The organism is Acidaminococcus sp. HCP3S3_H5, from assembly GCF_052122235.1.
Classification (GTDB): domain Bacteria; phylum Bacillota; class Negativicutes; order Acidaminococcales; family Acidaminococcaceae; genus Acidaminococcus.
The window spans coordinates 1-25009 of record NZ_JBQKCS010000006.1 but is presented as its reverse complement, the minus strand read 5'-3'; the positions used below and the strand labels follow the sequence as shown (position 1 = coordinate 25009).

General features: G+C 56.4%; 27 protein-coding genes, 1 tRNA gene and 1 rRNA gene. 6 read left to right on the top strand and 23 right to left on the bottom strand.

Translation table 11 applies throughout. The features are described 5' to 3' along the window. Positions 1-2 precede the first annotated feature (2 nt). The 15 genes from ACTQY5_RS08125 to thrC form a co-directional block, all read right to left on the bottom strand. Positions 3-398, bottom strand: coding sequence for a LapA family protein (locus tag ACTQY5_RS08125; RefSeq protein ID WP_279127341.1), 396 nt, complete (start codon positions 396-398; stop codon positions 3-5). A 113-nt stretch (positions 399-511) separates the two neighbouring features. Beyond that, positions 512-1459, bottom strand: coding sequence for a D-2-hydroxyacid dehydrogenase (locus ACTQY5_RS08120; protein ID WP_441369057.1), 948 nt, complete (start codon positions 1457-1459; stop codon positions 512-514). A gap of 337 nt (positions 1460-1796) precedes the next feature. Continuing rightward, positions 1797-2678, bottom strand: a complete 882-nt coding sequence (gene secF, locus ACTQY5_RS08115) for a protein translocase subunit SecF (protein WP_441369056.1) — start codon at positions 2676-2678, stop codon at positions 1797-1799. Next, entirely contained in the window at positions 2675-3928 is a 1254-nt protein-coding gene (gene secD / locus ACTQY5_RS08110) for a protein translocase subunit SecD (protein ID WP_022487412.1), read from the bottom strand. The genes secF and secD overlap by 4 nt, the downstream gene beginning before the upstream one ends. A gap of 12 nt (positions 3929-3940) precedes the next feature. After that, positions 3941-4516: a 5-formyltetrahydrofolate cyclo-ligase gene (locus ACTQY5_RS08105; protein ID WP_302156963.1), complete on the bottom strand. Its 576-nt coding sequence runs from the start codon at positions 4514-4516 to the stop codon at positions 3941-3943. Further along, the gene (gene yajC / locus ACTQY5_RS08100) at positions 4516-4890 is read right to left on the bottom strand and encodes a preprotein translocase subunit YajC (protein WP_154488416.1); all 375 of its coding nucleotides are present in this window, start codon (positions 4888-4890) and stop codon (positions 4516-4518) included. The genes ACTQY5_RS08105 and yajC overlap by 1 nt, the downstream gene beginning before the upstream one ends. 6 nt (positions 4891-4896) lie before the next feature. Continuing rightward, positions 4897-6018 (bottom strand): tRNA guanosine(34) transglycosylase Tgt, encoded by a 1122-nt coding sequence (gene tgt, locus ACTQY5_RS08095; protein ID WP_302156966.1) that lies wholly within the window; start codon positions 6016-6018, stop codon positions 4897-4899. Positions 6019-6028: 10 nt separating this feature from the next. Beyond that, positions 6029-7045 (bottom strand): tRNA preQ1(34) S-adenosylmethionine ribosyltransferase-isomerase QueA, encoded by a 1017-nt coding sequence (gene queA / locus ACTQY5_RS08090; protein ID WP_279127345.1) that lies wholly within the window; start codon positions 7043-7045, stop codon positions 6029-6031. A 12-nt stretch (positions 7046-7057) separates the two neighbouring features. Further along, positions 7058-8371, bottom strand: a complete 1314-nt coding sequence (locus ACTQY5_RS08085; protein ID WP_154488419.1) for a SpoIID/LytB domain-containing protein — start codon at positions 8369-8371, stop codon at positions 7058-7060. Next, positions 8368-9384, bottom strand: coding sequence for a Holliday junction branch migration DNA helicase RuvB (ruvB, locus tag ACTQY5_RS08080; protein ID WP_154488420.1), 1017 nt, complete (start codon positions 9382-9384; stop codon positions 8368-8370). The genes ACTQY5_RS08085 and ruvB overlap by 4 nt, the downstream gene beginning before the upstream one ends. Beyond that, a complete protein-coding gene (gene ruvA, locus ACTQY5_RS08075) occupies positions 9385-9999 on the bottom strand; it encodes a Holliday junction branch migration protein RuvA (protein ID WP_279127347.1) in 615 nt (204 codons plus the stop codon). Continuing rightward, a complete protein-coding gene (gene ruvC, locus ACTQY5_RS08070) occupies positions 9996-10493 on the bottom strand; it encodes a crossover junction endodeoxyribonuclease RuvC (RefSeq protein WP_441369055.1) in 498 nt (165 codons plus the stop codon). Before ruvC ends, ruvA begins: the two co-directional genes overlap by 4 nt. A 104-nt stretch (positions 10494-10597) precedes the next feature. Further along, positions 10598-11329 carry a YebC/PmpR family DNA-binding transcriptional regulator gene (locus ACTQY5_RS08065; RefSeq protein WP_022487421.1) on the bottom strand — a complete coding sequence of 244 codons (732 nt, stop codon included), beginning with the start codon at positions 11327-11329 and terminating at the stop codon, positions 10598-10600. An 89-nt stretch (positions 11330-11418) separates the two neighbouring features. After that, complete coding sequence (locus ACTQY5_RS08060) at positions 11419-12933, bottom strand: 4Fe-4S dicluster domain-containing protein (protein ID WP_022487422.1); 1515 nt, start codon at positions 12931-12933, stop codon at positions 11419-11421. A gap of 195 nt (positions 12934-13128) precedes the next feature. Then, the gene (gene thrC, locus ACTQY5_RS08055) at positions 13129-14631 is read right to left on the bottom strand and encodes a threonine synthase (RefSeq protein ID WP_441369054.1); all 1503 of its coding nucleotides are present in this window, start codon (positions 14629-14631) and stop codon (positions 13129-13131) included. A gap of 198 nt (positions 14632-14829) precedes the next feature. Between thrC and nadE the strand changes: the two genes are divergently transcribed. Both nadE and ACTQY5_RS08045 read left to right on the top strand, forming a co-directional pair. Beyond that, positions 14830-16737: an NAD(+) synthase gene (gene nadE, locus ACTQY5_RS08050; RefSeq protein WP_022487425.1), complete on the top strand. Its 1908-nt coding sequence runs from the start codon at positions 14830-14832 to the stop codon at positions 16735-16737. Then, the gene (locus ACTQY5_RS08045) at positions 16734-17219 is read left to right on the top strand and encodes a QueT transporter family protein (RefSeq protein ID WP_022487426.1); all 486 of its coding nucleotides are present in this window, start codon (positions 16734-16736) and stop codon (positions 17217-17219) included. The genes nadE and ACTQY5_RS08045 overlap by 4 nt, the downstream gene beginning before the upstream one ends. A gap of 35 nt (positions 17220-17254) precedes the next feature. On the opposite strand, the gene ACTQY5_RS08040 is transcribed toward ACTQY5_RS08045, so the two are convergent. Continuing rightward, positions 17255-17530: a hypothetical protein gene (locus tag ACTQY5_RS08040; protein WP_022487427.1), complete on the bottom strand. Its 276-nt coding sequence runs from the start codon at positions 17528-17530 to the stop codon at positions 17255-17257. A 103-nt stretch (positions 17531-17633) separates the two neighbouring features. Between ACTQY5_RS08040 and bioB the strand changes: the two genes are divergently transcribed. Further along, positions 17634-18614 (top strand): biotin synthase BioB, encoded by a 981-nt coding sequence (gene bioB, locus ACTQY5_RS08035; protein ID WP_229778500.1) that lies wholly within the window; start codon positions 17634-17636, stop codon positions 18612-18614. 40 nt (positions 18615-18654) lie between these two features. Here bioB and rbr read toward each other — a convergent pair whose 3' ends face one another. Both rbr and ACTQY5_RS08025 read right to left on the bottom strand, forming a co-directional pair. Beyond that, positions 18655-19197, bottom strand: coding sequence for a rubrerythrin (gene rbr, locus ACTQY5_RS08030; protein WP_022487429.1), 543 nt, complete (start codon positions 19195-19197; stop codon positions 18655-18657). Positions 19198-19325: 128 nt separating this feature from the next. Beyond that, positions 19326-20507: a copper amine oxidase gene (locus ACTQY5_RS08025; RefSeq protein WP_154488426.1), complete on the bottom strand. Its 1182-nt coding sequence runs from the start codon at positions 20505-20507 to the stop codon at positions 19326-19328. Positions 20508-20730: 223 nt separating this feature from the next. Here ACTQY5_RS08025 and ACTQY5_RS08020 point away from each other — a divergent pair, with 223 nt between their 5' ends. After that, on the top strand, positions 20731-21549 hold the full coding sequence (locus ACTQY5_RS08020) for a hypothetical protein (protein WP_022487431.1): 819 nt from the start codon (positions 20731-20733) through the stop codon (positions 21547-21549). Positions 21550-21620: 71 nt separating this feature from the next. Beyond that, a tRNA-Leu gene (locus ACTQY5_RS08015) sits at positions 21621-21706 on the top strand. Between the two features lie 91 nt (positions 21707-21797). Here the strand turns inward: ACTQY5_RS08015 and ACTQY5_RS08010 are convergent. From ACTQY5_RS08010 to ACTQY5_RS07995, 4 genes are all read right to left on the bottom strand, one after another. Further along, positions 21798-22628, bottom strand: coding sequence for a MetQ/NlpA family ABC transporter substrate-binding protein (locus ACTQY5_RS08010; RefSeq protein WP_441369053.1), 831 nt, complete (start codon positions 22626-22628; stop codon positions 21798-21800). Positions 22629-22736: 108 nt separating this feature from the next. After that, positions 22737-23006 (bottom strand): hypothetical protein, encoded by a 270-nt coding sequence (locus ACTQY5_RS08005; protein WP_022487435.1) that lies wholly within the window; start codon positions 23004-23006, stop codon positions 22737-22739. Positions 23007-23029: 23 nt separating this feature from the next. Next, complete coding sequence (locus tag ACTQY5_RS08000; protein ID WP_022487434.1) at positions 23030-23437, bottom strand: VanZ family protein; 408 nt, start codon at positions 23435-23437, stop codon at positions 23030-23032. A 79-nt stretch (positions 23438-23516) separates the two neighbouring features. Continuing rightward, positions 23517-23696 (bottom strand): hypothetical protein, encoded by a 180-nt coding sequence (locus ACTQY5_RS07995; RefSeq protein WP_441369052.1) that lies wholly within the window; start codon positions 23694-23696, stop codon positions 23517-23519. Between the two features lie 155 nt (positions 23697-23851). Here ACTQY5_RS07995 and ACTQY5_RS07990 point away from each other — a divergent pair, with 155 nt between their 5' ends. After that, positions 23852-24799 carry a LysR substrate-binding domain-containing protein gene (locus ACTQY5_RS07990; protein ID WP_441369051.1) on the top strand — a complete coding sequence of 316 codons (948 nt, stop codon included), beginning with the start codon at positions 23852-23854 and terminating at the stop codon, positions 24797-24799. 100 nt (positions 24800-24899) lie between these two features. Here ACTQY5_RS07990 and rrf read toward each other — a convergent pair. Next, positions 24900-25009 (bottom strand): 5S ribosomal RNA (gene rrf / locus ACTQY5_RS07985); the annotation flags it as partial.

Here is a 25009-nt window from a genome sequence, read left to right as displayed (position 1 = left end):
TCTTACTCCTTGGGCCGGAAGGGTTTGATAATGGGGTCTTTATCCTTTTTCACATCAAAGGGTCTGCTTTTCCCTTCTCCCCGCCGGGGCAGATCCATCCGGGGGATCCGGAAGCTGTCCATCCGTTCCCGCTGCTGGGCCTCCCAGGCTTCCTTCTTTTCTTCCAGCTGCCGGAGCTGTTCCTTCAGCTTCCGGTCTTTCATATAATGTCCCGCTTTCACCTTCAGGGTCCACAGACTGGCCAGGAGGAATCCCAGCAGCAGGCAGCCCATGATAATCAGGGCCAGGGACAGGGAAAAATGCCAGATGAGGAAGCTCACTTCCACAGCCGCCGCATTCTGGAGTGCAAAAATGGCAATGAACAGGGCAATGATGCCCATCAGGATCACATAAAGCATGACGCACGTCCTTTCCATGAAAATTCCGAGGATAATACACCTGCGTGATGTTCTATTATACCGTATTTTGGGGAGAAAAAGAAGGGGCTGTTGCCTGTGCAACAGCCCCTTCTTTATACGCTCTTCTTGTATCCCGTTTTCCGGTCCACCACATTTTCCAGCGGCTCACCGGCCAAATAGTGTTTCAGGTTCCGGGCGGCAATGGCCACGGCTTTGTCCCAGGTCTGGGGCAGGTGATGGTCCCCGCTGATGTGGGGAGTGATCAGGAGATTGGGCACATCCCACAGGGGACTGTCTGCCGGCAAAGGTTCCGGATCCGTCACATCCAGAGCCGCCCCGGCCAGATGCCCTTCCGAAAGGGCCCGGGCCAGGTCCTCCTGGACCACCGCATTTCCCCGGCCGCAGTTGATAAAGAAGGCTCCGGGCTTCATGGCCTGGAACATCCCGGCATCATACAGATGGGTGGTTTCCGGTGTCCCCGGCAGCACGCTGGCCACTACATCCGCCTGTCCCAGGAACCCTGGCAGATCTTCCAGGGTCCCCATTTGGTCCGCTTCGGTCGGGATTTCCCCCCGGTGCCGGCGGATGCCGATCACGTGGGCCCCCAGCAGCCGGCACAGCCGTCCGTAAGACCGGCCGATGTCCCCAAAGCCCACCACCACCACGGTGGCCCCTTCCAGGCTGGTCACTTCCCCTTCATCCTTCCACTGATGCTGCAGCTGGTTCCGGTGGTACAGGTACAGCTTCTTCTGGAGGGACAGAGTCAGGGCCAGCATATGTTCCGAAAGAGCCTGGCCATAGGCTCCGGTGCAGTTGGTCAGCTGGACGGAAGGATCCAGGATCCCTGGTTTGCAGTAGGCGTCGGCCCCGGCGGAATTCAGCTGGACCCATTTCAGACCGGCAAGGCCTGCCAGCTTTTTAGGGGCCACATTGCCGATGATCACTTCCGCCCCCTGGAGGGTGTCCAGGTCCTTTCCGTAGCAGAATTCCGCTCCGGGAGCCGCCTCCTCCAGCACTTTTCTGTCCTTTTCCCGCATAAACATGGGTACCGCGATTTTCATGGTATCAGTCCTTTCCTTGTGGGCTGTCGGAAGGAACCCGTCCAGCAGGTTCCTTGAAAAAAACGCAGCCTGCGGCTGCTAACCCACCACCATTGCGGAGACGCAACGGTCCCCCGCCCTTGTAAAGGGCGGATAAATTGCACGTCGGGCTTACGCCTTGGTATCAATAAGCAAGGGCCGAAGGCTCAATCGTATATCCGTCCCTTTTCAAGGGCGGGGGACCAGCCACAAGGCTGGTGGTGGGTTAGCAGCCCTGAGGCTGCGTTTTTGTTGGCAAAAATTTGCCAGCAAATTTTAACCCTTGGCCGCTGGCCGGAAATAAGGCGCTGCAGGCGCCTTATCTCCCCAGTTTCTTCCGGAAAAACAGCCACATGCTCCCGGCCAGGAAGGTGGAAGTGTAGAACCCGCTGCCAAAGCCCACCAGCATGGCGAAGGAGAAGTTATGGATGGTTTCTCCCCCGAACAGGAAAATGGCCACCACCGCAAACAGGGTGGTCAGGGTGGTGTAAACACTCCGGGTCATGGTCTGCCAGATGCTGGCATCCACCAGATCCCCCATGCTTTCGTTCCGCCGGTGGGTGTGGAGATTTTCCCGGATCCGGTCGAACACCACAATGGTTCCGTTTACGGAATACCCTACAACGGTCAGCAGAGCCGCCACAAAGGAGGAGTCGATTTCCAGGTGGAGCACCGAGAACCAGGTCAGGGTCACCAGCACGTCAATGATCAGGGCTACAATGGCCGCCAGGGCGAACCGGAGCTCAAACCGGATGGTGATGTAGATGATCATCAGCACCCAGCTGAGGACTACAGCCCCCACGGCGCTTTTCACCAGGTCGCTGCCTACGGTGGCTCCCACGTTTTCCACCCGGAGCACTTCATTTTTCCCCAGGCGGCTGGTAAGATCATTCATCACTTCCACCCGCTGGCTGTCGCTCACAAGGCCTGTACGGATCAGCACCGACTGGCTGCTTTCCACCAGCTGGTCACTGCTGCCCAGCTGGATCACACTGCTGCCCAGCTGATGGTCGCTGAGTACGCTCCGGACCTGGGCCACAGTCACCGGCTGTTCGAACTTGATATCCAGGATGCTGCCCCCGGTGAAATCGATTCCCAGGTTGAAGCCCCGGGTGAACATGGAAACAATCCCTACAATCAGTACCACAGCCGTAATGGAAAAGAAGATCCTGGCATGCTTGACTATGGAAAACTTTTTCATCGTGCCGCCTCCCCTTTTCCGTCTTTTGTTTTCGGCTGAGGGGCCTTAGCCCCGAACCAGGCCGGATTCTTGGTGAAATTGCTGCCAATGAAAGCGCTGAGGATGAACTTGGTCACCGTCACGGCCGTGAACATGCTGATCAGCACCCCCAGAGCCAGGGTCACCGCAAAGCCCTTGATGGGGCCGGTGCCCAGATAGAACAGCACTGCAGCCGCCATGAGGGTGGTCACGTTGGAGTCCAGGATGGTGGTGAAGGCCCGGGAGAACCCGGCGCTTACCGCCGCCCGGAGGGTCTTGCCCCCCAGGATCTCTTCCTTGAACCGTTCAAAGATCAGCACGTTGGCATCCACGGCCATACCGATGGACAGGATGATCCCGGCGATCCCCGGCAGGGTCAGGGTAGCGTTCAGCCCCTTCATCACGGCCAAAAGAAGCAGGGTATACAGCAGCAGCACAATATCCGCCACCAGACCGGACAGCCGGTAATACAGCAGCATGAACAGGAACACCCCGGCCAGACCGATGGCAAAGGCCTTCATGCTGGCGTCCTTGGCGTCCTGGCCCAGGGTGGGGCCTACGGTGCGGTTTTCCACCACTTCCAGTTTCACCGGCAGAGAGCCGCTGCGCAGGAGGATGGCCAGATGTTCCGCTTCCTTGGCGTCCTTGGACCCGGTGATCTGGGCATTGCCCCCGGTAATGGGTTCGCTGACCCGGGGAGCGGTGAGCACGTTGCCGTCCAGCAGGATGGCGATCTGCCGGCCCACGTTCCGGGCGGTCAGGTCGGCGAATTTCTTGGCCCCTTCTTCATTGAACTGAAGGGTGACCACCGGCTGGCCGCTCTGGTCCGCGCTGGCCTTGGAATCCTTCAGGTCCTTCCCGGTAAGGACGGTGTTCCCGTCCATGTCCTTGAATTCCAGCATGGCCGTCTTGCCCAGCATGGCAATGGCCTGTTCCGGATCCTTCACCCCGGGCAGTTCCACAATGATTTTGTCCTTGCCCTGGCGCTGGATCACCGGTTCCGTCAGGCCCAGCTCGTTGACCCGGCGTTCGATGATCTGGATGGACCGGTTGATGGCATCATCGTCCACCTTGCTCTCCGGGGTTTCCTGGGCCTGGAGCACTACATGGGTGCCGCCCTGCAGGTCCAGCCCCTGCTTTACCGTACTGGCCAGAGGTTTGATGAATACGGCAAAAGCAATCACAATGGCCAGCACTGAAACCAGCAACTTGACCCGATTTTTACTTTCCAAAACGATTCCCCCTCATTTTCCGTTATTCTTGCATACCCGCAGTCCTTTTTCCGTACACAGATAACGGACCTTTGCGTCATGGGCACTGGTGGGCAGCTCTTTTTGCACCTGCACTTCGTACCCGATTGCCATGGGAACCCCTTTGGTGCACCGTGGCAGGAACCGGTCATAATACCCGGCTCCCCGGCCCAGCCGTTCTCCCTGGGCGGTGAAGCCCAGTCCCGGAGTCAGCACCAGGTCGATGTCTTCCGGCGCCACTGTTTCCACCGGTTCCTGGGGAGTACGGATCCCGTACCGGTCCCGGGCCAGCTTCTTCAGGGTCACCAGCCGTGCGGCGGCCATTTGGCCAGGTCCTTCCAGGATCTGGGGCACGCACACGGTCTTGCCCATATTGAGGGCGGTCTGGAGAGCCTGATCGATGTTCACTTCTCCCGGTTCCCCCAGATACCCCATGATCACTTTCCCTTCCAGGAACAGCCGGCTGTTTACGATGTGGCTGTTGATTTCCCGGTTGAACCGGTGGATTTCCCGCTGGTTCAGCCGCTGGATTTTTTCCCGGATCTCCTGGCGGACAGCTTTCTTATCCATTATTTTTCTTCTCCGTTCCCTTCTGCCTGGGCGGCTCCTTCAGCAGGGGCTTCCGCCGGTTTGGCTTCCGGTTGGACAGGCGTTTCCTTCTTGCTTTCCTTCTTGGTGAAGGCAGAAGTGATTACGCCGCCTACGGCAGATTTCCTGATGTGGAATTCCACCCCTTCGGCCACCTTGATCCGGACCTTGTCTTCCTGGACCTTGGTGATGGTGCCCAGGATGCCGCCGATGGTCACAATGTTGGTGCCCACCTTCAGAGAATCCAGCATCTCACTGCGTTTCTTCTGGTCCCGTTTCTGGGGACGGTAGATCATTACATAGAAGATCACACCCATGAGAATGAAAGGCCAAGCCATTTGAAGCAGATTGTCCATCGAAAATTACCTCCTTGTGGTTTCATAGTTCTCTAAGAACGCTGCCCGGAATTCGGGGAACGTATCGTTAGCGATGGCTTTTCTCATATCCTCTGCAAATTTTAGCAGAAAATGGAGATTATGTATAGACAAGAGCCGCAGGGCCAGGATTTCTTCCGCCTTGAACAGATGGCGGATGTAGGCCCGGCTGAAGTTCCGGCAGGTATAGCAGTCACAGTGCTCGTCAATGGGCCGCCAGTCTTCCGCATACTGGGCGTTCCGCACCACCAGCCGGCCGGTGGGGAGCATGGCGGTGCCGTTCCGGGCCACCCGGGTGGGATACACGCAGTCGAACATGTCCACCCCCAGGTTCACCCCTTCCACCAAACAGTCCGGGGTGCCCACTCCCATAAGATACCGGGCCTTGTCCTTGGGCATGTGCCGGGTGGTCTTGTCCAGGATGTCGTACATCAGGGGATGAGGTTCCCCTACGGACAGGCCCCCGATGGCGAACCCGGCGAAGTCCATGTCCGTAATGGCCTTGGCGCTGTATTCCCGCAGATCCGGGTACATGCCTCCCTGGATGATACCGAAGAGACCCTGGTCTTCCCGGGTCTTGGCTTCCAGGCACCGCCGGGCCCAGCGGGTGGTCCGTTCCGTGGACTGTTTGGCATAGCCGTGGTCCGCCGGATAGGGGATGCATTCATCGAAAGCCATGATAATGTCCGCCCCCAGGTCCTCCTGGGCTTTGGTGGCCACTTCCGGGTTCAGGAACTGCCGGGAGCCGTCCAGATGGGACCGGAACATGACCCCTTCTTCGGTGATCTTCCGCATCTCTCCCAGGCTGAACACCTGGAAGCCGCCGCTGTCGGTGAGCATCCCCCGTTTGTAGTTCATGAACTTGTGGAGGCCGCCGGCTTTCCGGACCAGCTCCGTCCCCGGCCGGAGGAACAGGTGGTAGGTGTTGGACAGGATCACCTGGGAGTGCATGGCGTACAGCTCTTCCGGGGTCAGGGTCTTCACTGTGGCCTGGGTCCCCACCGGCATGAACATGGGGGTGTCGAAGGTCCCGTGGGGGGTGTGGAGTTTCCCCAGCCGGGCCCCGCTCCGGGAATCTTCCTTGATGAGTTCGAAATAGACGGAATGCATATTTTCTCCTTTAATGAATGAACATGGCGTCGCCGAAGCTGAAGAACCGGTACTTCTCCTGAACCGCCACCTTATAGGCGTGGAGGATGTTTTCCCGGGTGCTGAGGGCGGACACCAGCATGATCAGCGTACTCTGGGGCAGATGGAAATTGGTCACCAGGGCATCCACGAACCGGAACTGATAGCCCGGATAGATGAAGATGCTGGTCCAGTTGCCCCCGGCTTTCATTTCTCCGCTGGCTCCGGCACTTTCCAGGGTCCGGACGGAGGTGGTGCCCACGGCGATGATCCGCCGTCCTTCCCGTTTGGCTTTGTTAATGGCGTCCGCCGCCTCCTGGGACACGGTGTAGAATTCCCGGTGCATCTTGTGGTCCTCGATCCGGCTTTCATTCACCGGACGGAAGGTGCCCAGCCCCACATGGAGGGTGACGAACACTTCTTCCACTCCCATGTCCCGGATCTTCTGGAGCAGTTCCTTGGTGAAATGGAGCCCGGCGGTAGGGGCCGCCGCGCTGCCCCGTTCCCGGTTGTACACGGTTTGATACCGTTCCTTGTCCTGGAGCTTTTCGTGGATATAAGGCGGCAGAGGTGTTTCTCCCAGCCGGTCCAGGATTTCCTCAAAGATCCCGTCATAGTGGAACCGGGCGATCCGGCCCCCGAAATCCGTGGTTTCCAGGATCTCACAGCTCAGTTCATCGCTGAACTTGATCTGAGCTCCTTTCTGGAGCTTCTTCCCGGGCTTCACCAGGACTTCCCAGTCCGTGGCGTTCTTCCGGGTCAGCAGGAATACTTCCACATGGGCTCCGGTGGTCTTGAACCCGTGGAGCCGGGCCGGGATGACCCGGGTGTCGTTGAACACCAGCACATCTCCGGGCTTCAGATATTCCGGCAGATTGAAGAAATGCCGGTGTTCCAGTTCTCCGGTCTTTTTGTCCATCACCAGCAGCCGGGAAGAATCCCGGGGTTCCACCGGTGTCTGGGCAATCAGTTCCTGTGGCAGATCATAGTCAAAATCAGTAACTTCCATTTGTTTTCTCTCCTAATAAACCTGTTTTATCGTTATACCCCGATAATAATGGGACAGGATAGTCTTGTAATTGTTCTTTTTTTCCTTCTGGAGGGCCATGCCCCGGGCGCCCCACTGGCTCAGGCCGACCCCGTGGCCGAACCCGTTGCCGATGAAGCTCACCTTTTCTCCCTCCACATTGGAAAACAACCGCATGTCTCCCACACTGGCTCCGTCCGGCACATCCTTTTTTCCGTCCCCGATGGGGATGGTCTTTTTTCCGATGGGATATCCATAGCCGTTGGTGATGGTCACGTCCAGTTCTTTGGGCCGTTCCAGGCCGATCTGCACATCAAACAGCGTGCTGTTCAGATCCAGCAGGGACCGGACCTGGGTGCCGGTAAGGGTAACGTTTTTTTTCGACCCCACAAAGGTCAGCCGCTTCACCCGTCCGGAAACACCCCGGTCCGGGGTCCAGCGCATGGGAGCTGGCGTCCGGGCAGACAGCCGGATTCCCTGAAGGTCCCCCAGTTCGTAGCCTCCCTGGCTCAGGAGCCGGGTCAGCTGGGCCTTGGTAAAGGTCCTGGTCCAGGCATATTTGGGGGAATCCTGGTCGTAATCCGGCACCGCCTGGAGATAGGGGATGTCCTTCCCCCACACGGCACTGGCCGCTTCCGTATAACCGCCTCCGCTGCTGTGGAACACCGCCTGGATGGGAGCCCCGTCATAAAGGGCCGCCATGCCGCTGGTGGCATCCACCAGTTTGGAGGTGTTGGCGTGTTCCGCGGAAAGGCCTCCATACACCTGGCCCAGTTCGTTGGCCCGGATGTCGAAATTGGGATACTTCCCGTTGTCCATACTGTACAGGGCAAAGCTCCGGGCCGCCACTGCCTGGGCCTTGATGGCTTCGTCCGGCCACAGGGGCAGCACTTCCTTGGCCACCACCCCATAGAGATACTGCTCCAGGGGCAGGGTATTCACCACATTCAGGTTCTTTTTCCCGCTGTTCAGGAGCACCGTCAGGGCGCCCCGGTACTTTTTCCGGTTCACCAGCAGGGGATTTTTGGCATCCGCCGCCACAAGGGACACCTGACTGCCGGACAGCTTTTTCTGGTCCGCATACAGGGAGCCGTTCTTTACGCTGATGAAATGGTTCCCCGGATTCAACACCGTGGTCCGGCCGCCGGCATCCACCACTTTGATTTTCCCGGCAGAACTCACTTGGGCTGAAAACTGGTTCACCGCCAGTCCCACCCGAAGCCGGGGTCCTCCCCCTGCCGCCAGGACCACAGCGTGGATCAGCAGCAGGAAGAAGGCCGTCAGGAAAAGGGTCCGTTTCCCTTTCATTTGCTTCCGTCCTCCGTGGGATAGGGCACTCCCAGATACTGGTAGGCGGCCAGGGTGGCCTGCCGTCCCTTGGGTGTCCGCTGGAGCATCCCCAGCTGCATCAGATAGGGTTCATACACATCTTCCAGGGTCTCAGTCTCCTCGTTGAGGGAAGCTGCCAGGGTATCCACCCCCACCGGCCGTCCGCCGAAATCCTTCACCAGCTTCTTCAGCAGCCGCCGGTCGTTCTGGTCCAGGCCCAAATCGTCGATTTCCAGCCGCTTCATGGCATCCCGGCACACGTCCCGGGTAATGGTGTCGTGGCCCCCCACTTCCGCAAAGTCCCGGACCCGTTTCAGCAGCCGGTTGGCCACCCGGGGAGTGCCCCGGCTCCGGCGTCCGATTTCATAGGCCCCTTCCGGATCGATGGTCACTTTCAAAATTTCCGCCGCCCGTTCCACAATGATCTGGAGTTCTTCCGGAGTGTAGAATTCCAGGTGGCAGATCACCCCGAACCGGTCCCGCAGCGGAGCCGCAATGGATCCCATCCGGGTGGTGGCCCCGATCAGGGTGAACCGGGGCAGATCCAGCCGGACGCTCCGGGCTGCCGGCCCCTTGCCGATGATAATGTCCAGGGCATAGTCTTCCATGGCGGAATAGAGGATTTCCTCCACGGTTTTAGGCAGCCGGTGGATTTCATCGATGAACAGTACATCGCTGTCGCTGAGATTGGTGAGGATGGCCGCCAGGTCCCCCTGGCGCTCCAGGGCCGGACCGCTGGTGATCCGGATGTTCACGTTCAGCTCATTGGCGATGATGTTGGCCAGGGTGGTCTTCCCCAGGCCCGGAGGCCCATAGAGCAGCACATGGTCCAGAGCTTCCTTCCGTTTCAGGGCCGCCTGGATGAAAATCTCCATATTCTTTTTCACTTTGGACTGGCCGATGTATTCCGCCAGCCGCCGGGGACGCAGGCTGTACTGCCAGCCGTCCTGTTCCTGCTCGTGCCCGGCAATCACGCGATTGGTATCTTCCATTTAACTCCTCCTGGCCAAAAGGCGCAGAGCCTCCTTCAGAAGGTCCTCTGCCCTGCTGTCAGCAGTGATTTTCAGTTTCTTCAGCACCTGGGCAATCTCTCCCTGGGTATACCCCAGATAGCTGAGCCCTTCGGCCACAGCCCCCAGGGTGGTGGTGTCGTCTTCCGGGAATTCCCCGTCAAAGCCTTCCCCCGTTTCCTCTTCTTCCAGCCCTTCCGGTCCGGTCATGTCCTTTAATTCCAGCAGCAGCCGTTCTGCGGTTTTCTTTCCGATCCCCGGCAGCTTGGTCAAAAACTTCAGGTCCCGGTTCTTCACCGCCAGATAGAAGGCATCCACCTTGGCCGCTGACAGGATCCCCTGGGCCACCTTGGGGCCGATGCCGCTGACGGTGATCAGCTGGGTGAACAGGGAATAGGCGTCGTAGGACAGGAAGCCGAACAGCTGGAGGGCATCCTCCCGTACGGACAGATAGGTGTAGATCTTCACCTTCTGGTCCACCTGGATCCGGGACAGATCCCCGGTATTCAGGAAGATCCGGTAGCCCACCCCCTGGGTGTCCACCAGACAGAAATTCGTTCCAATATGGTCCACCCGTCCGGTAATGAATCCAATCATCGCATTCTCTCCCGCATTTCCTGTTCCCGGATGAAGTTCAGCCCTGTGATCCCGATGGCCAGGGCATCGGCCACATCATCCGGTTTGGGTTTTTCCTCGATATGGAGCAGTTTCTGCACCATATAAGTCACCTGTTCCTTGTTGGCCCGTCCGGTCCCGGTGATGGCCTGCTTCACCTGGATGGGGGTATAGCCGTATACCGGGATGCCCGCCCGGGCCGCTGTGAGCAGGATAACCCCCCGGGCCTCTCCCACTGCAATGGCCGTGGTCACATTCCGGTTGAAAAACAGTTTTTCCACGGACATGAAATCCGGATGGAACCGGTCGATCAGATCCGTCAGTTCTTCATAGATTTTATTCAGCCGCCGCTCCGGCAGCATGTCCTTGTCGGTAAAAACGGCCCCATAGTGGACCGGGATCAGCCGGCTCCGTTCCAGCCGCACCAGCCCGTAGCCGCAGATTGCCGTTCCCGGGTCGATACCCAATGCCAGCATATCCTGTTTCCCTCCTTAGGGTCAAAAAGCCGGCCTCCGGGGAAGCCCTTCCCCAGCTGGCCGGCCGTATTCATTCCTGGGATGGCTGTGAGGCAGCTTCCCCCTTATTCTTCCTCAGGCAGGTCAGCGTTCGTATAAACGTCCTGCACGTCGTCCAGATCGTTGAAGGCATCAATCATGTTCTGGACTTTTTCTGCATCTTCCCCGGTGACTGCCACAGTGTTGTCCGGAATCAGGGACAGTTCGCTCATGGCCACTTCGATGTTGTGGTCGGCCAGAGCCTTTTCCACGGCATCATAATCTTCCGGAGCGGTGGTGATCACATAGGCGTCGTCGGTAGTTTCCATGTCTTCCGCACCGGCATCCAGTGCCACTTCCATCACTTCGTCTTCAGAAGGAGCCCCTTCCTTTTCCACAGTGAACACGCCTTTGTTCTTGAACATCCAGCCCACGCAGCCGGATTCCCCCATGTTCCCGCCTTTGGAGAACACGTGGCGCACATCGGCAGCCGTCCGGTTCCGGTTGTCCGTCAGAGCGCTGACCATAATGGCCACCCCGGCCGGGCCGTAGCCTTCGTAGGTGATCTGTTCGTAGTTGGAGCCTTCGGTGGCACCCTGGCCTTTGGCGATGGCCCGTTTGATATTGTCCTTGGGGATGTTGTTGGCTTTGGCCTTGGACAAAGCCAGTTTCAGTCTCATATTGCCAGTAGGATCAGGACCGCCCATGCGTACTGCAATGGTGATTTCCCGGCCGATCTTCGTGGTGATCTTCCCACGGAGGGCATCAGCCTTTCCCTTTTTGAATTTGATATTTGCCCACTTGGAATGTCCTGACATGTTAACTTCCTCCTACCTAAATTCGAAAACGCCGGGTATGGAGCCCTGTTTTCAACGTACTCATACCCGGCTATTTTATCACACTCTGTTTATTTGCGCAAATATACCCGTTCCATGTCCACGTTCTTCACGCCGTCCATGGCTTTATCGATTTTCCCGGCACTGTCCGCCTGGGTGGTGCCTGCAAACCGTTTCAGCAGCACCCGGGTGAGGCCCGGTTCCGTCAGAGCCCCCGGTCCGTTGAGGCAGCCTTTCTGGCAGGCCATCCCTTCCAGATACTGGAGATCCAGTTTCCCGGCTTCCACATCCTTCAGGGCCCCCAGACATTCATCCAGCCCGTTGCAGTACAGGGTCTTCAGAGATTCCACATCCACTTCCGGATGGTTGTCCCGGATATAGTCCTTCACAGCGTTGCTTACCCCTGCCGCCTGAGGGAAGCTGCACCCGTCAGCGGAAGAAGCAGGATGGAACGGAGCCACTTCGCAGGCTGCCGGGTCGATGCCCTGGCTGTCCATCATGCACTTCAGTTCTTCGAAGGTCAGCACAAAGTCGATTTCGTCCGGATGTTCCCGGGCTTCCACCTTTTTGGCGATGCAGGGACCGATGAAGCAGGTGAGGGCACCAGGATGGGCGTACTTTTCCAGCTTGCTCCGGGCCACCATGGGAGACACCGCATCGGAAATGCAGTCCGCCAAACCCGGGGCATGGCGCTTTACTGTAGCCACAAAGGCCGGGCAACAGGAACTGGTCATGATTTTCTGTTTGCCGGTGGGCACCTTTTCCAGGAATTCTTCCGCTTCGGAAATGGTGGTCATGTCCGCACCCAGGGCCACTTCCTTCACAGAAGCAAAGCCCAGTTCCTGACAGGCCTTCACAATCTGCCCCGGCTGTACCTTCAAACCAAACTGGCCCACAAAGGAAGGAGCCAGGAGAGCCACCACTTCCTTGCCGCTCTTGATGGCCTGAATCAATTGGACGATATGGCTCCGTTCCTCGATGGCGCCGAAGGGGCAGGCACCCCGGCAGGCACCGCATTCCACGCAGATGTTCTTGTCGATTTCCGCTTTTTTGTTCTTGCCGGTATGGAGGGCATGGACCTTGCAGGCATTTTCACAGGGACGGGCGATTTCCACTACAGCGCCGTAGGGGCAGGCCCGTTTGCAGTTGCCGCATTCGATGCACATGTCATAGTCGATATGGGCACGGCCCTGGTATACGGAAATAGCCTTCTTGGGGCAACCGTTCATGCACCGGTGGGTCAGACAGCGGCGGCACACGTCGGTGATCATGTACTTGTTCACCGGGCAGGCAGAGCAGGCTTCCGGCAGCACGGCAATTACATGCTGGGTCCGGTCCACCGGTTCCGTGGTGGCCTTGTTGGCGGCGTCGATGATGTTCATGTCCTCGTACACACCCAGGGCCACACAGATCCGTTCCTTCAGCACCGCCCGTTCCTTGTGGACACAGCACCGGGTCCGGGGGGTGTTTTCGTTGACGATCTGCAGCACATCATACACATGGTCCGGCAGATTCCCGTCATAGGCCATTTTCGACAGCATGGTCAGCACTTTCCGTCTGATATTCGTAATAACAGTGACTTCCATTTCTTGCTCCCCTTTGAATCAATGAAATTCGATCATTCTACATGCCCTCTATCATATCATATTTTACAAGAAAAAATAAGCCGGGAACTGTACTTTTTTAAGTCAAACTGACACAAAAGTTACACTTATCCATAGATTTCTCCTTATAAAAGGTATAATAAAAAGGACCCTGACGGGTCCCTTTTATGTCATTCTTTATTCCAGCCCCAACAGCTTCTTCACTTCCCCTTCCATCTGGGTCTTGTCCACCACGTCGCTCTGGCGTTTCTGGAGATGGGGCAGTTCCTGCATGCTGGCAGGGATGGGCAGCTTGGCCGCCTTGCTCAGGTCTTCCATGGCCACAAAGGGATCCAGCTTTTTCCCTTCGTAGGTATCCGGATCGATGGAAGCCAGGACCACATCATTGAACTTGAAGGGGCTGGCGGTGCTCAGGACGATGCTGTAGGTTTCGTCCCCGGTCATCAGCCGGTATTTTTCCATGGCCTTGTAGGCCACTGCCGTATGAGGATCCATTACATAGCCGTAGTTGTTGTACACATCCCCGATGGTTTCCCGGGTTTCCACTTCGTCCACCCAGGTGCCGAAGAAGTCCTTCAGGATCTGGTTCTGGAGTTCAGTACTGATCTTGTATTCGCCTTTTTCGTTCAGTTCCTTCATCCATTCCGCCACCTGGGCCGCATCATGGCCGGTTTCTTCAAACAGCAGCCGTTCCAGGTTGCTGGAAACCAGGATATCCATGGAAGGAGAAATGGTCTTGTGGAAGGGGCGCTTCCGGTTGTATACCCCGGTGTTGATAAAGTCTGTCAGCACATTGTTGCTGTTGGAGGCGCAGATGAACTTGTTCACCGGCAGCCCCATCAGTTTGGCATAGAACCCGGCCAGGATGTCCCCAAAATTCCCGGTGGGCACGGCGAAGTTCACCGGTGCGCCGTTTTCGATCCGGCCGCTGTTCACCGCATCCGCATAGGCGCTGAAATAGTACACGATCTGGGGCACCAGCCGTCCCCAGTTGATGGAGTTGGCCGAAGAGAAGGCACAGCCGTGGGCCTGGAGTTCTTCTGCCAGAGGCCGGCTGCCGAACAGGATCTTTACCCCGGTCTGGGCGTCATCGAAGTTCCCTTCCACCGCCACCGCATGGACATTGGCCCCTTTCTGGGTCACCATCTGGAGCTTCTGGATGTCGCTGACCCCTTCCTGGGGATAGAATACGATGACTTCCGTTTCCGGCACATCGGCAAACCCGGCCATGGCCGCTTTCCCCGTATCCCCGGAAGTAGCCACCAGGATCACCAGTTTCTTCTGTTCCCCGGTCTTCTGGACCGCCTTGGTCAGGAACAGGGGCAGGATCTGCAGGGCCATGTCTTTAAACGCACAAGTAGGGCCATGCCACAGTTCCAGTACGTCCAGGTTGTCTTTCAGCAGGTGCAGCGGAGCCGGGAAATCCCCGAACCGTTCCTTGCTGTAGGCCGTTTCCACACAGTGTCTCAGTTCCTCTTCACTGTAGTCTGTCAGGAACCGGGCCAGCACCGTCAGTGCCCGGGCACTGTAGGGTGCTTCCCGCATGGCATCGATTTCCGCCATGCTGATGGGCGGAAATTCCTTGGGCACGAACAGTCCCCCGTCAGCAGCCAGGCCATTGGAAATGGCGTGAGCGGAGCTCACCATATCAGTTTTCCCTCTTGTACTAATGTATAACATAGTCCCCCCTACTTTCTGCATATCGCACCTCGTATCATAGCATAAGAGCTGTATATACGCAACATTTACCAGTCAAATATTTTCTTTGTTCGCATTTCAGCCTTCCCCCAGGGTCCGCCTTTCCTATCCGGTCCCCTTTTGCTATAATGGAAGCAGTTTAGTTCTGTTCATTATATCAATTTATGGAGCGAGAGACAAATGGACGTAAAAATTGCTTGTGCACAAATCCAAATCGAACCGGGCAATCCGGAAGCCAACACCCGGAAAGCCCTCCAGGCCATAGCCAGCGCCCGGGAAAATCAGGTGGACATCCTGCTCCTGCCGGAGCTGATGGTTCCAGGCTATCTGCTGGGAGATCTGTGGGAACAGAGCGCCTTTATCCGGGACTGTGAAGCCTGGGGCAAAGAGATCATCGCCGCCAGCCAGGGCCTGTGCGTGATTTTCGGGAACATCGCTGCCGATCCGGCCAAGGTCAACGAAGACGGCCGGGTGCGGAAATACAACGCCGCCTTTGTGGCCCAGGACGGAAAGCTGCTCCAGGGGGGACTGCCTTATCCTTTCATCAGCAAAACCTCCCTTCCTGACTACCGGGAATTCGACGACAGCCGGTACTTCCACAGCACCGCCAAACTGCTGCCGGAACTGGGTGGCCAGGTCACCATGGAAGACCTGGTAAAGCCGGTGGCCGTCACCATCCGGGGCCGGGAACTGAAGCTGGGAGTGCTCCTGTGCGAAGACGGCTGGACGGAAAACTACCATTATAATGTGCCGGAACTGCTGGAAAAGAACGGAGCCCAGATCCTCTGCAACCTGTCCTGTTCCCCCTATACCTTCCACAAGAACCGGAAGCGCCACGATCTGTTCGTCCGCCAGTCCCGGCAGGGAGGCATTCCCCTGGTTTACTGCAACAATGTGGGGATCCAGAACAACGGGAAAGACGTGTTCACCTACGACGGCTGCAGCTGCATGTACGATGCCAGGGGCCGGATGATCACCGATTCGCCTGCCTTCCAGGAAGACCTGCTGATAAGCCGGTGGAACCCGGACACCGGGGAGCTCCAGGGGGAACGGGGACTCCAGCCCTCCCTTTCCGACGCCCAGGAAATCTATCAGTCCCTCCGGTACGGGGCTTCCCGGTTCCTAGACCAGCTGGGGATCCGGAAAATGACCATCGGGGTGTCCGGGGGCATCGATTCTGCCGTTACCGCCGCTTTCTACGTGGACATTTTGGGACCGGAAAACGTGCTGCTGGTGAACATGCCCAGCCAGTTCAACTCGGAACTGACCAAGAGCCTGGCCCAGAAAATGGCGGAAGCCCTGGGGGCCAATTACGCCATCCTCCCCATCCAGGAAGTGGTGGAAAAGACCATCCTCCAGTTCAACAGTACGCCCATCCACGATTACACCTCCGGGGAGGACTTCCATCTGAAAGTCACCCCCTTTGCAGCGGAAAACATCCAGGCCCGGGACCGGGGCGCCCGGGTACTGGCCGGTCTGGCTTCCCTGTTCGGCGGCGGTTTCTCCTGCAACTCCAACAAGGCGGAAATGACCGTGGGCTATGCCACTTTCTACGGGGACATTGCCGGGGTACTGGCACTCATCGGGGACCTGTGGAAACACCAGGTCTATGCCCTGGGCCGGTACCTCAATGAGGAAGTGTTCCGGCGGGAAGTGATCCCGGAAGAAATCTTCCGGATCAAACCCAGTGCGGAACTGTCCGCTGCCCAGACCGTAGGCAACGGCGGGGACCCTCTGGTGTATCCCTACCACGATTACCTGCTCCAGGCCTTTGTGGAAAGCTGGACCAAGACCTCTCCGGAAGAACTGCTGACCTGGTACCTGGAAGGCACCCTGGAAGAACACCTGGGCTGTGAAAAGGGACTGGTGGCGGAGCTGTTCCCGGATGCCCGGTCCTTTATTGCCGACCTGGAACGGTGGTGGAAACTGTTCTGCGGTCTGGCTGTGGCCAAGCGGATCCAGGCTCCCCCCATCCTGGCCATTTCCAAACGGGCCTATGGCTATGACCACCGGGAGTCCCAGCTGAAGCCCTTCAGTTCCCGGAAATACCGGGAACTGAAGGCCCGTGCCCTGGGAGAAGACCAGTGAACCCTCCGGTCTGGCTCCTGCGGAATGCCCTCCTGGCCGCCATCTATGCAGCCCTGACCCTGGGCCTGGCCCCTTTCAGCTATGGGCCTGTCCAGGTGCGGGTATCCGAATGTCTCACCCTGCTGGCCTTCTGCAGTAGGAAATGGATCCCCGGGCTCACCGCCGGCTGCTTCCTGGCCAACCTGGGGAGTCCCTTCGGCCTGCCGGACATGGTCCTGGGAACCCTGGCCACCTTCCTGGGGATCTGGCCCATGCACAGGCTGAAAAGTCCCCTGCTGGCTTCCCTGTGCCCGGTGATCAGCAACGGAGTGGTAATCGGGGCAGAGCTGGACGTGCTGGCCGCCCTGCCCCCGGATCTGTCCCTGGGGGCCGCCATGATCTACATCGGTGCAGGAGAATTCCTCAGCGTCACCGTCCTGGGAACTCTGCTGCTGAAAATGATCCTGAAAAATGAAACATGCAGGAAAATATTGATGGAATGAAAATGAGGTGCTGCCTGGGCAGCACCTCATTTTCATCAATCGACAGCCTTTTTGAAAAAATCTCCCAAAATCTTTTCCATCTTTTCCCGGCCATCTCCCGGCTGGGCCTCGTAGATTTTTTCTTCTCCATAGAAGAAAGTGGGCACGTAGTAGTACTTCCGGCCCTTCAGTTTTTCCGGTTCCCGGTTTTCGTTCACCTTCACCAGGGGGATCTTTTTGTATTCCGGATGGCTGGCATACAGACCTTCCAGTACCTCCCCGGCCAGTTTGCAGTAAGGGCACCCGTCCATATAGATAAACAGCAGTTCCATGATTCTTCCTCCTTTGTTTTTATTTTGCGTTAACCTCTTATTTAAAAAAGTTGACCGCAAAATTCTCATTCTTTATAATGATAAGCATATTATACCAGAAGGGATGAGATCATTGAAGATAGAAGCACTGCGCGAACTGACCGACCGGATCATGGACGGGTACCGGCTGAAACCGGAAGACCCGGAAGTCCAGGACCTTCTGACCCAGGACCTGGCCGAACTCCAGCAGGAAGCCGGACGGCTCCAGAAGCACTTCTGCGGCAACCATGTGGATTTCTGCACCATCATCAACGCCCGGAGCGGCCGCTGCGGGGAAAACTGCAAATACTGTGCCCAGGCCGCCTGCCACCATACAGGCTGTGAAGAATACGGGTTCCTGTCCAAAGAAGAAGTGATGAAAACCGCCAAAGCCGACCAGGATGCCGGTGCCAACCGGTTCGCCATGGTCACTTCCGGACGGGCTCTTACCGGGAAGGATTTTGAAAAGGCCCTGGATATCTACAAAGCCATGAAAAAGGACCTGACCATCGACCTGTGTGCCTCCCACGGCATCATCAGCCGGGAACAGTTCCGCCGTCTCCGGGAAGCCGGGGTCACCAGTTACCACCACAACATCGAAACCTCCCGGCGGTACTTCCCCCAGATCTGCACCAGCCACACCTTTGACGACCGGATCCGCACCATCAAAGCTGCCCAGGCGGAAGGCATGTGCGTATGCTCCGGCGGCATCATCGGCATGGGCGAAACCTGGCAGGACCGGCTGGACATGGCCTTTACCCTCCAGAGCCTGGGGATCGAATCCATTCCCATCAACGCCCTGATGGCCATTCCCGGCACCGGTATGGAAGGCCGGAAGCCCCTGCCTGCAGAAGACATCCTCCGGACCATTGCCATCTTCCGGTTCATCAACCCCACCGCCAATATCCGTCTGGCTGCCGGCCGGAAGCTGCTGCCCAAAAACGGAGCCACTGCCCTCCTGGCCGGAGCCTCCGCTTCCATTACCGGCAACATGCTCACCACCAGCGGCACCACCATCAAAGACGATATGGAAATGCTGAAAGAGCTTGGCCTGACCAATCACTGAGCATAAAAAAAAGCCCCCTTCCCGGGGGCTTTTTTCAGGCTCAGAAGCATTCACAGTTAACCATGAAATAGGATTTGGGATGAGCGCAGACCGGGCATACTTCCGGTGCTTTTTCCGCTTCCACGATATGGCCGCAGTTGGAGCAGATCCACACGGTCTTTTCGCTGCGCTGGAACATGGTGCCATCTTCCACTTTCTTCAGCAGAGCTCTGTACCGTTCTTCATGGTGCTTTTCAATGGCGCCCACGGCTTTGAACTTGTAAGCCAGATCCTTGAAGCCTTCTTTTTCAGCGGTTTCTGCGAATTCCTTGTACATTTCAGTCCATTCGTAGTTTTCGCCGGCTGCTGCATCCTTCAGGTTTTCCACCGTATCAGGGATGGAGCCACCATGGAGAGCCTTGAACCAGATCTTGGCATGTTCCTTTTCGTTGCCGGAAGTTTCCAGGAAGTTCTTGGCTACCCGTTCGTACCCTTCCTTCTTTGCTACACTGGCATAATACCCGTATTTATTGTAAGCCTGGGATTCACCTGCAAACGCAGTCCATAAGTTTTTTTCAGTCTGAGAACCTTTCAATTCAGCCATTGTCAAATCCTCCTTTTTTTCTGTTGTTCCCCCTTCCGGGGAACTGTCTTGTACCCTTTTTTTCATTGTCATTTCCTGACACCCATATAGTACAACAAACCTAGAAAATAGTCAAGGGTTTTTAATAATTATTTTCTTTTAGTCTGTGTTTTGTTCTGTTCCTTCCGGGCCAACCGTTCTGCCAGGATCTGTTCTGCCGTCCGCACCCGTCCGGATTTCTTCTGTACCTGAGAATCATGCTTCCCTTCCCAGAAAATCCTCACCGGAAGATTGGAAGAACCGGGGGGAGAGAAGTAGAAGGAAGCGCTTTTCCCTGCCGGTACCGTCCCCAGTTTCATGGTTTCCCCGTCATGGTTCCAGCCAAAGGACAGCCGGTTATCCGGGATCCGGATGTACCGGGCAGTTTCCCCCTGAGCGGTAAGTACTCCAAACCCAGCATAGGCGCCCCCATAGGGATTGAACCGGAGCTGAGCATCATTCTTGCCCCGGGTCCGGAAATTCACGTCGTACATGACCCCGTAGTTCCCATAGTTGACCACCGGTTCATTCCGGGTCACATCGATGCCCCGTACATAGGGATCCTTGTTGTCGTCTGCCAGTTCCAGGCCCCAGATGGTTCCCTTATCCGTATCAAAAGCATCCTGCAGGGTCACATGGACATTGGCCCCTTCAAAAGTACCCCGGAGCACATGGCCTCCTTCATCAGGGGGCAGGATGGAATAGACTTCCGCAGATACCCTTGGATCCGCATCCACCGGCATCATGATAAAGGAAACTTCCACCGGTCTTTCAAAATTCAGATCCACAATCCCGGTGACCAGTTCCTGAGGATGGAGAATGTACCCCTTCCCGTTGTTCAGGATATCCCGGGGCCCGCTGAGGAAGAATTTCCGGCCGTTGGGGGTGGAACTGTAATACCGTTCCTGGGCTTCCTTCCCGGCTTCCAGCCAGTCCTCATTGGGACGGGAGATTCCGTTCTTCCCCAAGTTAACCAGGCTGGGCCGCAAGGTAGTCCGCCGGAGCAGCACCGCCAGCCGTTTGTCCGTACGGGTGTCGTTTACATGATGAAAGAAAAGCCGCACCGGCCCCTCCACCGTATCCCGGTACATGATCCCGATTTTTCCCACCATTTCCGGGCTGTCGGAAAAAATCAGTTTGGGACCGTCATGGGTAATGGTCCCTTTTACTTCCTCATAGGCCGGCACCCCATCCTGCCAGGCCAGATCCTGGACCGAAGCCTGGGCTCCCAGGGGAAGCAGCAGGGACAGTCCGGCACAGAGCCAACTCCATAAAGATTTACGGTAATGCAACAATGAAACCTCCTGTATCATTAAAGTAGATTGGCAAAAAACACATTCCTTATTCTAACACAAAAACCTCCCGCCTTGTTGTTTTCAGAAATTACTCAAAAGTCCGCTTTTTCCCTTGTATAATACAGGGCAAATCGCTATAATATAAAATATAGGATTTAATTATGAGAGTATTTTAAGAATTCGTTGTATAAATGGTTCTTTTCCAAGAAAGGAAGTTGCTATGAAAGTCCGTACCATTCAGGCCGATCCCAGCGGCAACATAACCTTGTATGTGCTGGATCCGGTCCCTCAGGAAAACCGTAAAGAACTGAACCGGCAGCTGCTGGCCCTTGACCCTTCTGTGGAGCAGGTAGGGTGTCTTTCCTTTAAGGAAGACCAGCCCCAGGTGGAGATGATGGGTGGGGAATTCTGCGGAAATGCCACCCGTTCTGCCGGTGCCTGTGCCCTCTTCTACCAGGGGAAGAAAGAAGGAGAATATCAGGTCACCTGCAGCGGCTGTCCCACTCCCCTCCCGGTTTCTGCCAAAAAGATCCGGGAAAATCTCTACGATGCCACAGTTCAGCTGCCGCCCCCTTTGTCCATTGGGAAGATTCGTCTTTCTTATGAACGGGAAAGTGTGGAATGCCAGGAAGTGGTCCTGCCCGGGATCACCCATTATGTGTATTTTACCCTGAATGTGGACGAAGTGGACCAGGACCAGCTGTTCTATTCTCTCCAGCGGGAAATTTCCCGGGGAACGGAACCGGAAGCCTATGGGCTGATGCTGGTGGAAATCAGCACCTTGAAAGTGATCCCCATTGTCTATGTATCCGCTACCGGTACCTTGTACCACGAAAAAAGCTGCGGCAGCGGATCTGCTGCTGTGGCTGCCGCCCTGGCCCATCGTCAGAAACGGTCCCTGGCCGCCACCCTCCAGGAACCAGGAGGCCGGATCGATATTGAGGCCGACTGGAAAGACGGAGAAATCATTTCCCTCACCATCGGCGGCCCCGTCCGTCTGGGAGCTGAAACCCTGGTGGACACGGACCAGGGAAAGTAAAGCCCTTTTTTCTCTTGACAATGGTTCCAACCCCATGCTAAAATAATTTTATTGTGATACCCATCACGCTTGCCGAAGTGGCGGAATTGGCAGACGCACTTGACTCAAAATCAAGCGCCCTAAAAGCGTGCCGGTTCGAGTCCGGCCTTCGGCACCATTATTGAAATGATAAAAGAGGCTGTTGCAAATGCAACAGCCTCTTTTTGGGTCACGAACAGGGGGTGCTGCATATGCAGCACCCCCTGTTTTCATTTCGCTGGTACAATCGTCCCTTTGAATTTTTCTTCGATGAACTTCTTCACCGCTTCGGAATGGAAGATTTCGGCGATTTTTTTGTATTCCGCCTTTTCCTTGTCCTTTTCCCGGGCTACCAGTACCATCACGGCCAGAGGTTCATCATCCTTTTCCCAGAACAGCCCCTGTTTCTTCACGTCCATACCGGAGCTCATAACATAGTTCATGGTGATCACTGCCAGGTCCACATCCGCCAGGCTCCGGGGCAGCTGGGCCGCTTCCAGTTCCTTGAACTTCAGGTTCTTGGGGTTGTCCACCACATCGTTTACGGTAGCCTTGAAACCGACCCCTTCCTTCAGTTTGATCAGGCCGGCTTTTTCCAGGAGTGCCAGGCCCCGTCCTCCGTTGGTGGGATCGTTGGGGATAGCCACCGTGGCGCCGTCCGGCACATCTTTCAGATCATGGATCTTGTCACTGTAGATGCCCATCCGCATCAGGATGGTGTTCCCGATGGGCACCAGCTTGGTACCGTTCTGCTTGTTGAAGTTGGCCAGGAAGGGCGCATGCTGATAGCTGTTCAGATCCAGGTCCCCTTCTGCCAGGGCTTTGTCCGGAGTGATGTAATCGGAGAATTCCACCACTTCCACGTTCAGCCCCTGCTTCTTGGCTTCTTCCGCCACCGCATGGACCACATCCGCATGAGGCCCGGCCGTAGCCCCGATCTTGATGGGCTTGCCGCTGTCGGCGCTTTTCTTGTCGGCACCGCTGCCTCCGCATCCGGCCGCCAAAAGGGCTGCCGCAACCAATCCCGTCAAAAACAAACGGATCTTACCTTTTCCCAACATCTCATCGCTCCCTTTTAATTCATATTATTTTACTAGTAATTAATGTGTATATCATAGTCGGAAAAGGGAGAGATGTCAAGGGGCTGTTGCCTATGCAACAGCCCCCTCTCACCGATTGATCCATTCGTTCACTTTCCGGTTGTAATACTCATTCTTTTTCTTCTGGACCCATTTATCCCGTTCTTCGCAGATGGCCAGCATTTCGTCCACCATTTCTTCTGCCGTAGGGGGCTGGACGTGGATCAGGTACTGGGTCATCCGTTCCACGGTGCTCTCCGTCCCCAGGTTCTGGGCCATCAGTTCTCCCAGTTCCGCCGGATACCCCAGGTTCACCACCACATCCACCAGTTCCCGGCTCAGCTGTTCCAGTCTTGTCATATCATTCTCCTTCGGTTTCCTTATTATTTCTCTTCCCACAGCCGGCACAGCAGCTGTACTGCCAGGATACCCACAAACACTCCCAGGGTATCCAGCAGCACATCCGACACCTGGGCACTGCGGCCCGGGCTGAACAGCTGGAGGCATTCGTCCACGGCCCCTGCCGCAGCTCCCAGAAGCAGCGCCGGAAGGCCCCGTCCTGTAAGGCCGGTCAGCACCATGCCCAGGGCAGTGAATTCCGTCAGATGGGCCAGTTTCCGGATGGTGTAGAAATTCAGATACCCCATCCCCGGCAGACTGCCCCACCGGGCCAGGGCCAGATGGAGCACCGACTGGCTCTCGGCCTGGGAAGCTGTCCCATTCTGGAGAGAGTGCCCCCAGATGAACCCCAGCAACACCACCAGCAAAACCCAAAGCACCCGACGGCCCATATCTTCACCTCCTGTATAATGGGATTATTATAACATAAAAGGAGCCGTCCCATAGGCAACGGCTCCTCTTCTTTTTCTTTTATACCGACCAGGCACTGGATTCAAAATCCACAGGCCCACGCCCTTGTCTGGCTGCCTTTACCTTGGGGCAGAACTGCTTCGGACTGTTCTTCTGGATTACGGCCCCCCATACGCTCTGGAAATCCTTGGGACGGAAGCCCAGATTCATTTCCCACATCGTAAAAACTTTCTTTTCCATACGGATCTCTCCCTTCCCTTGTTTTCCTGCAGATTGGTTTGTTTTCTCTTTGTGACTACAGTATACGACGAAACTTATACAAAGAAAAACAAATAGATTTCAGTGTTATTACAAGCTGGAGATTGTAGTATAATACAGAAAAAGGAGGCGGTCCCATGGAATTGGCGCAAAAAATGTTTCTGCTGGCGGCGGAAGAGATGAATTTCACCAAGGCAGCCAAACGGGCCTTTGTAACCCAGCAGTGTCTCAGCGAGCATATCAGCAAACTGGAAAAACAGCTCCATACGAAACTGTTCCTCCGGGGCAGGCATCTCCAGCTGACGGAATCAGGAAAAGCCATGGTCAGCACCCTCCGGCAGATCCAGCACCTGGAAGAAAGCCTGGGCCATCGGATCCAGGAAATCGAGGCGGGAGAAATCGGGGAGATCCGCCTGGGGATCAGTACCTCCCGGGCCCGTCTCCTGCTGCCCCGTTTTCTGGAAACATTCCACGGGACTTATCCACAAGTCCACATTTCCATCACCCTGGGGGATACAGTCCAACATATCCAACTGATGAAAACCCAGCAGCTGGATCTGGTGTTGGGGCTGGATGCACCTTCTGATCCCTTCCTGGAAGAGAAGCTGATTGGCAAAGAGAAACTGATGGTAGTGGGCACCCTTTCTTTTTTCCGCCAGTATCATCTGGGTACCTTCTCCCCGGAAAACTGGAAAACAGGAAATACCATCTCCCTTCAGGAATTCAAGCCTTTTCCCCTGATCGGCAATCGGGAACACAGCACCCTGCTGGAACTGGTCCAGAGCTGGCTTCGGGAAAATCATCTGGACTGCCCCCAGCCCATTTCCATCAGCGACATCAGCACCCAGATCCAGCTGTGCCGGCTGGGCCATACAGCCACCTTCTGCAATGATGTGCTGGCCTATCCTCTGATCCGGGAAGTCCAGAAGGATCAGGAAGACCCCCTGCTGGCCTTCTACATAGCCGGTGAGACCCACACCATGCGCTCCAGCATTCTCCGGCTGAAAGCCCAGGTAAGGCCCAGATACCTGGAAGATTTTACCAACAAACTGCTGGAATATATGAAAAAAATCCAGAATGGATAAGGGGTTGTGAAATATTCACAACCCCAGTCGTGGGCCGTGACTCACAGCCCGCGACCCGCGACAAAAAGGCCTGCATCTTTCGATGCAGGCCTTTTCTCTTAACCGGCAGCTCCCTATCCTCCCGGACCGTTTCCAGTCGAGTACTTTCGGCGTATAAGGGCTTAACTGCTGTGTTCGGCATGGGAACAGGTGGATCCCCTTAGCTATCGC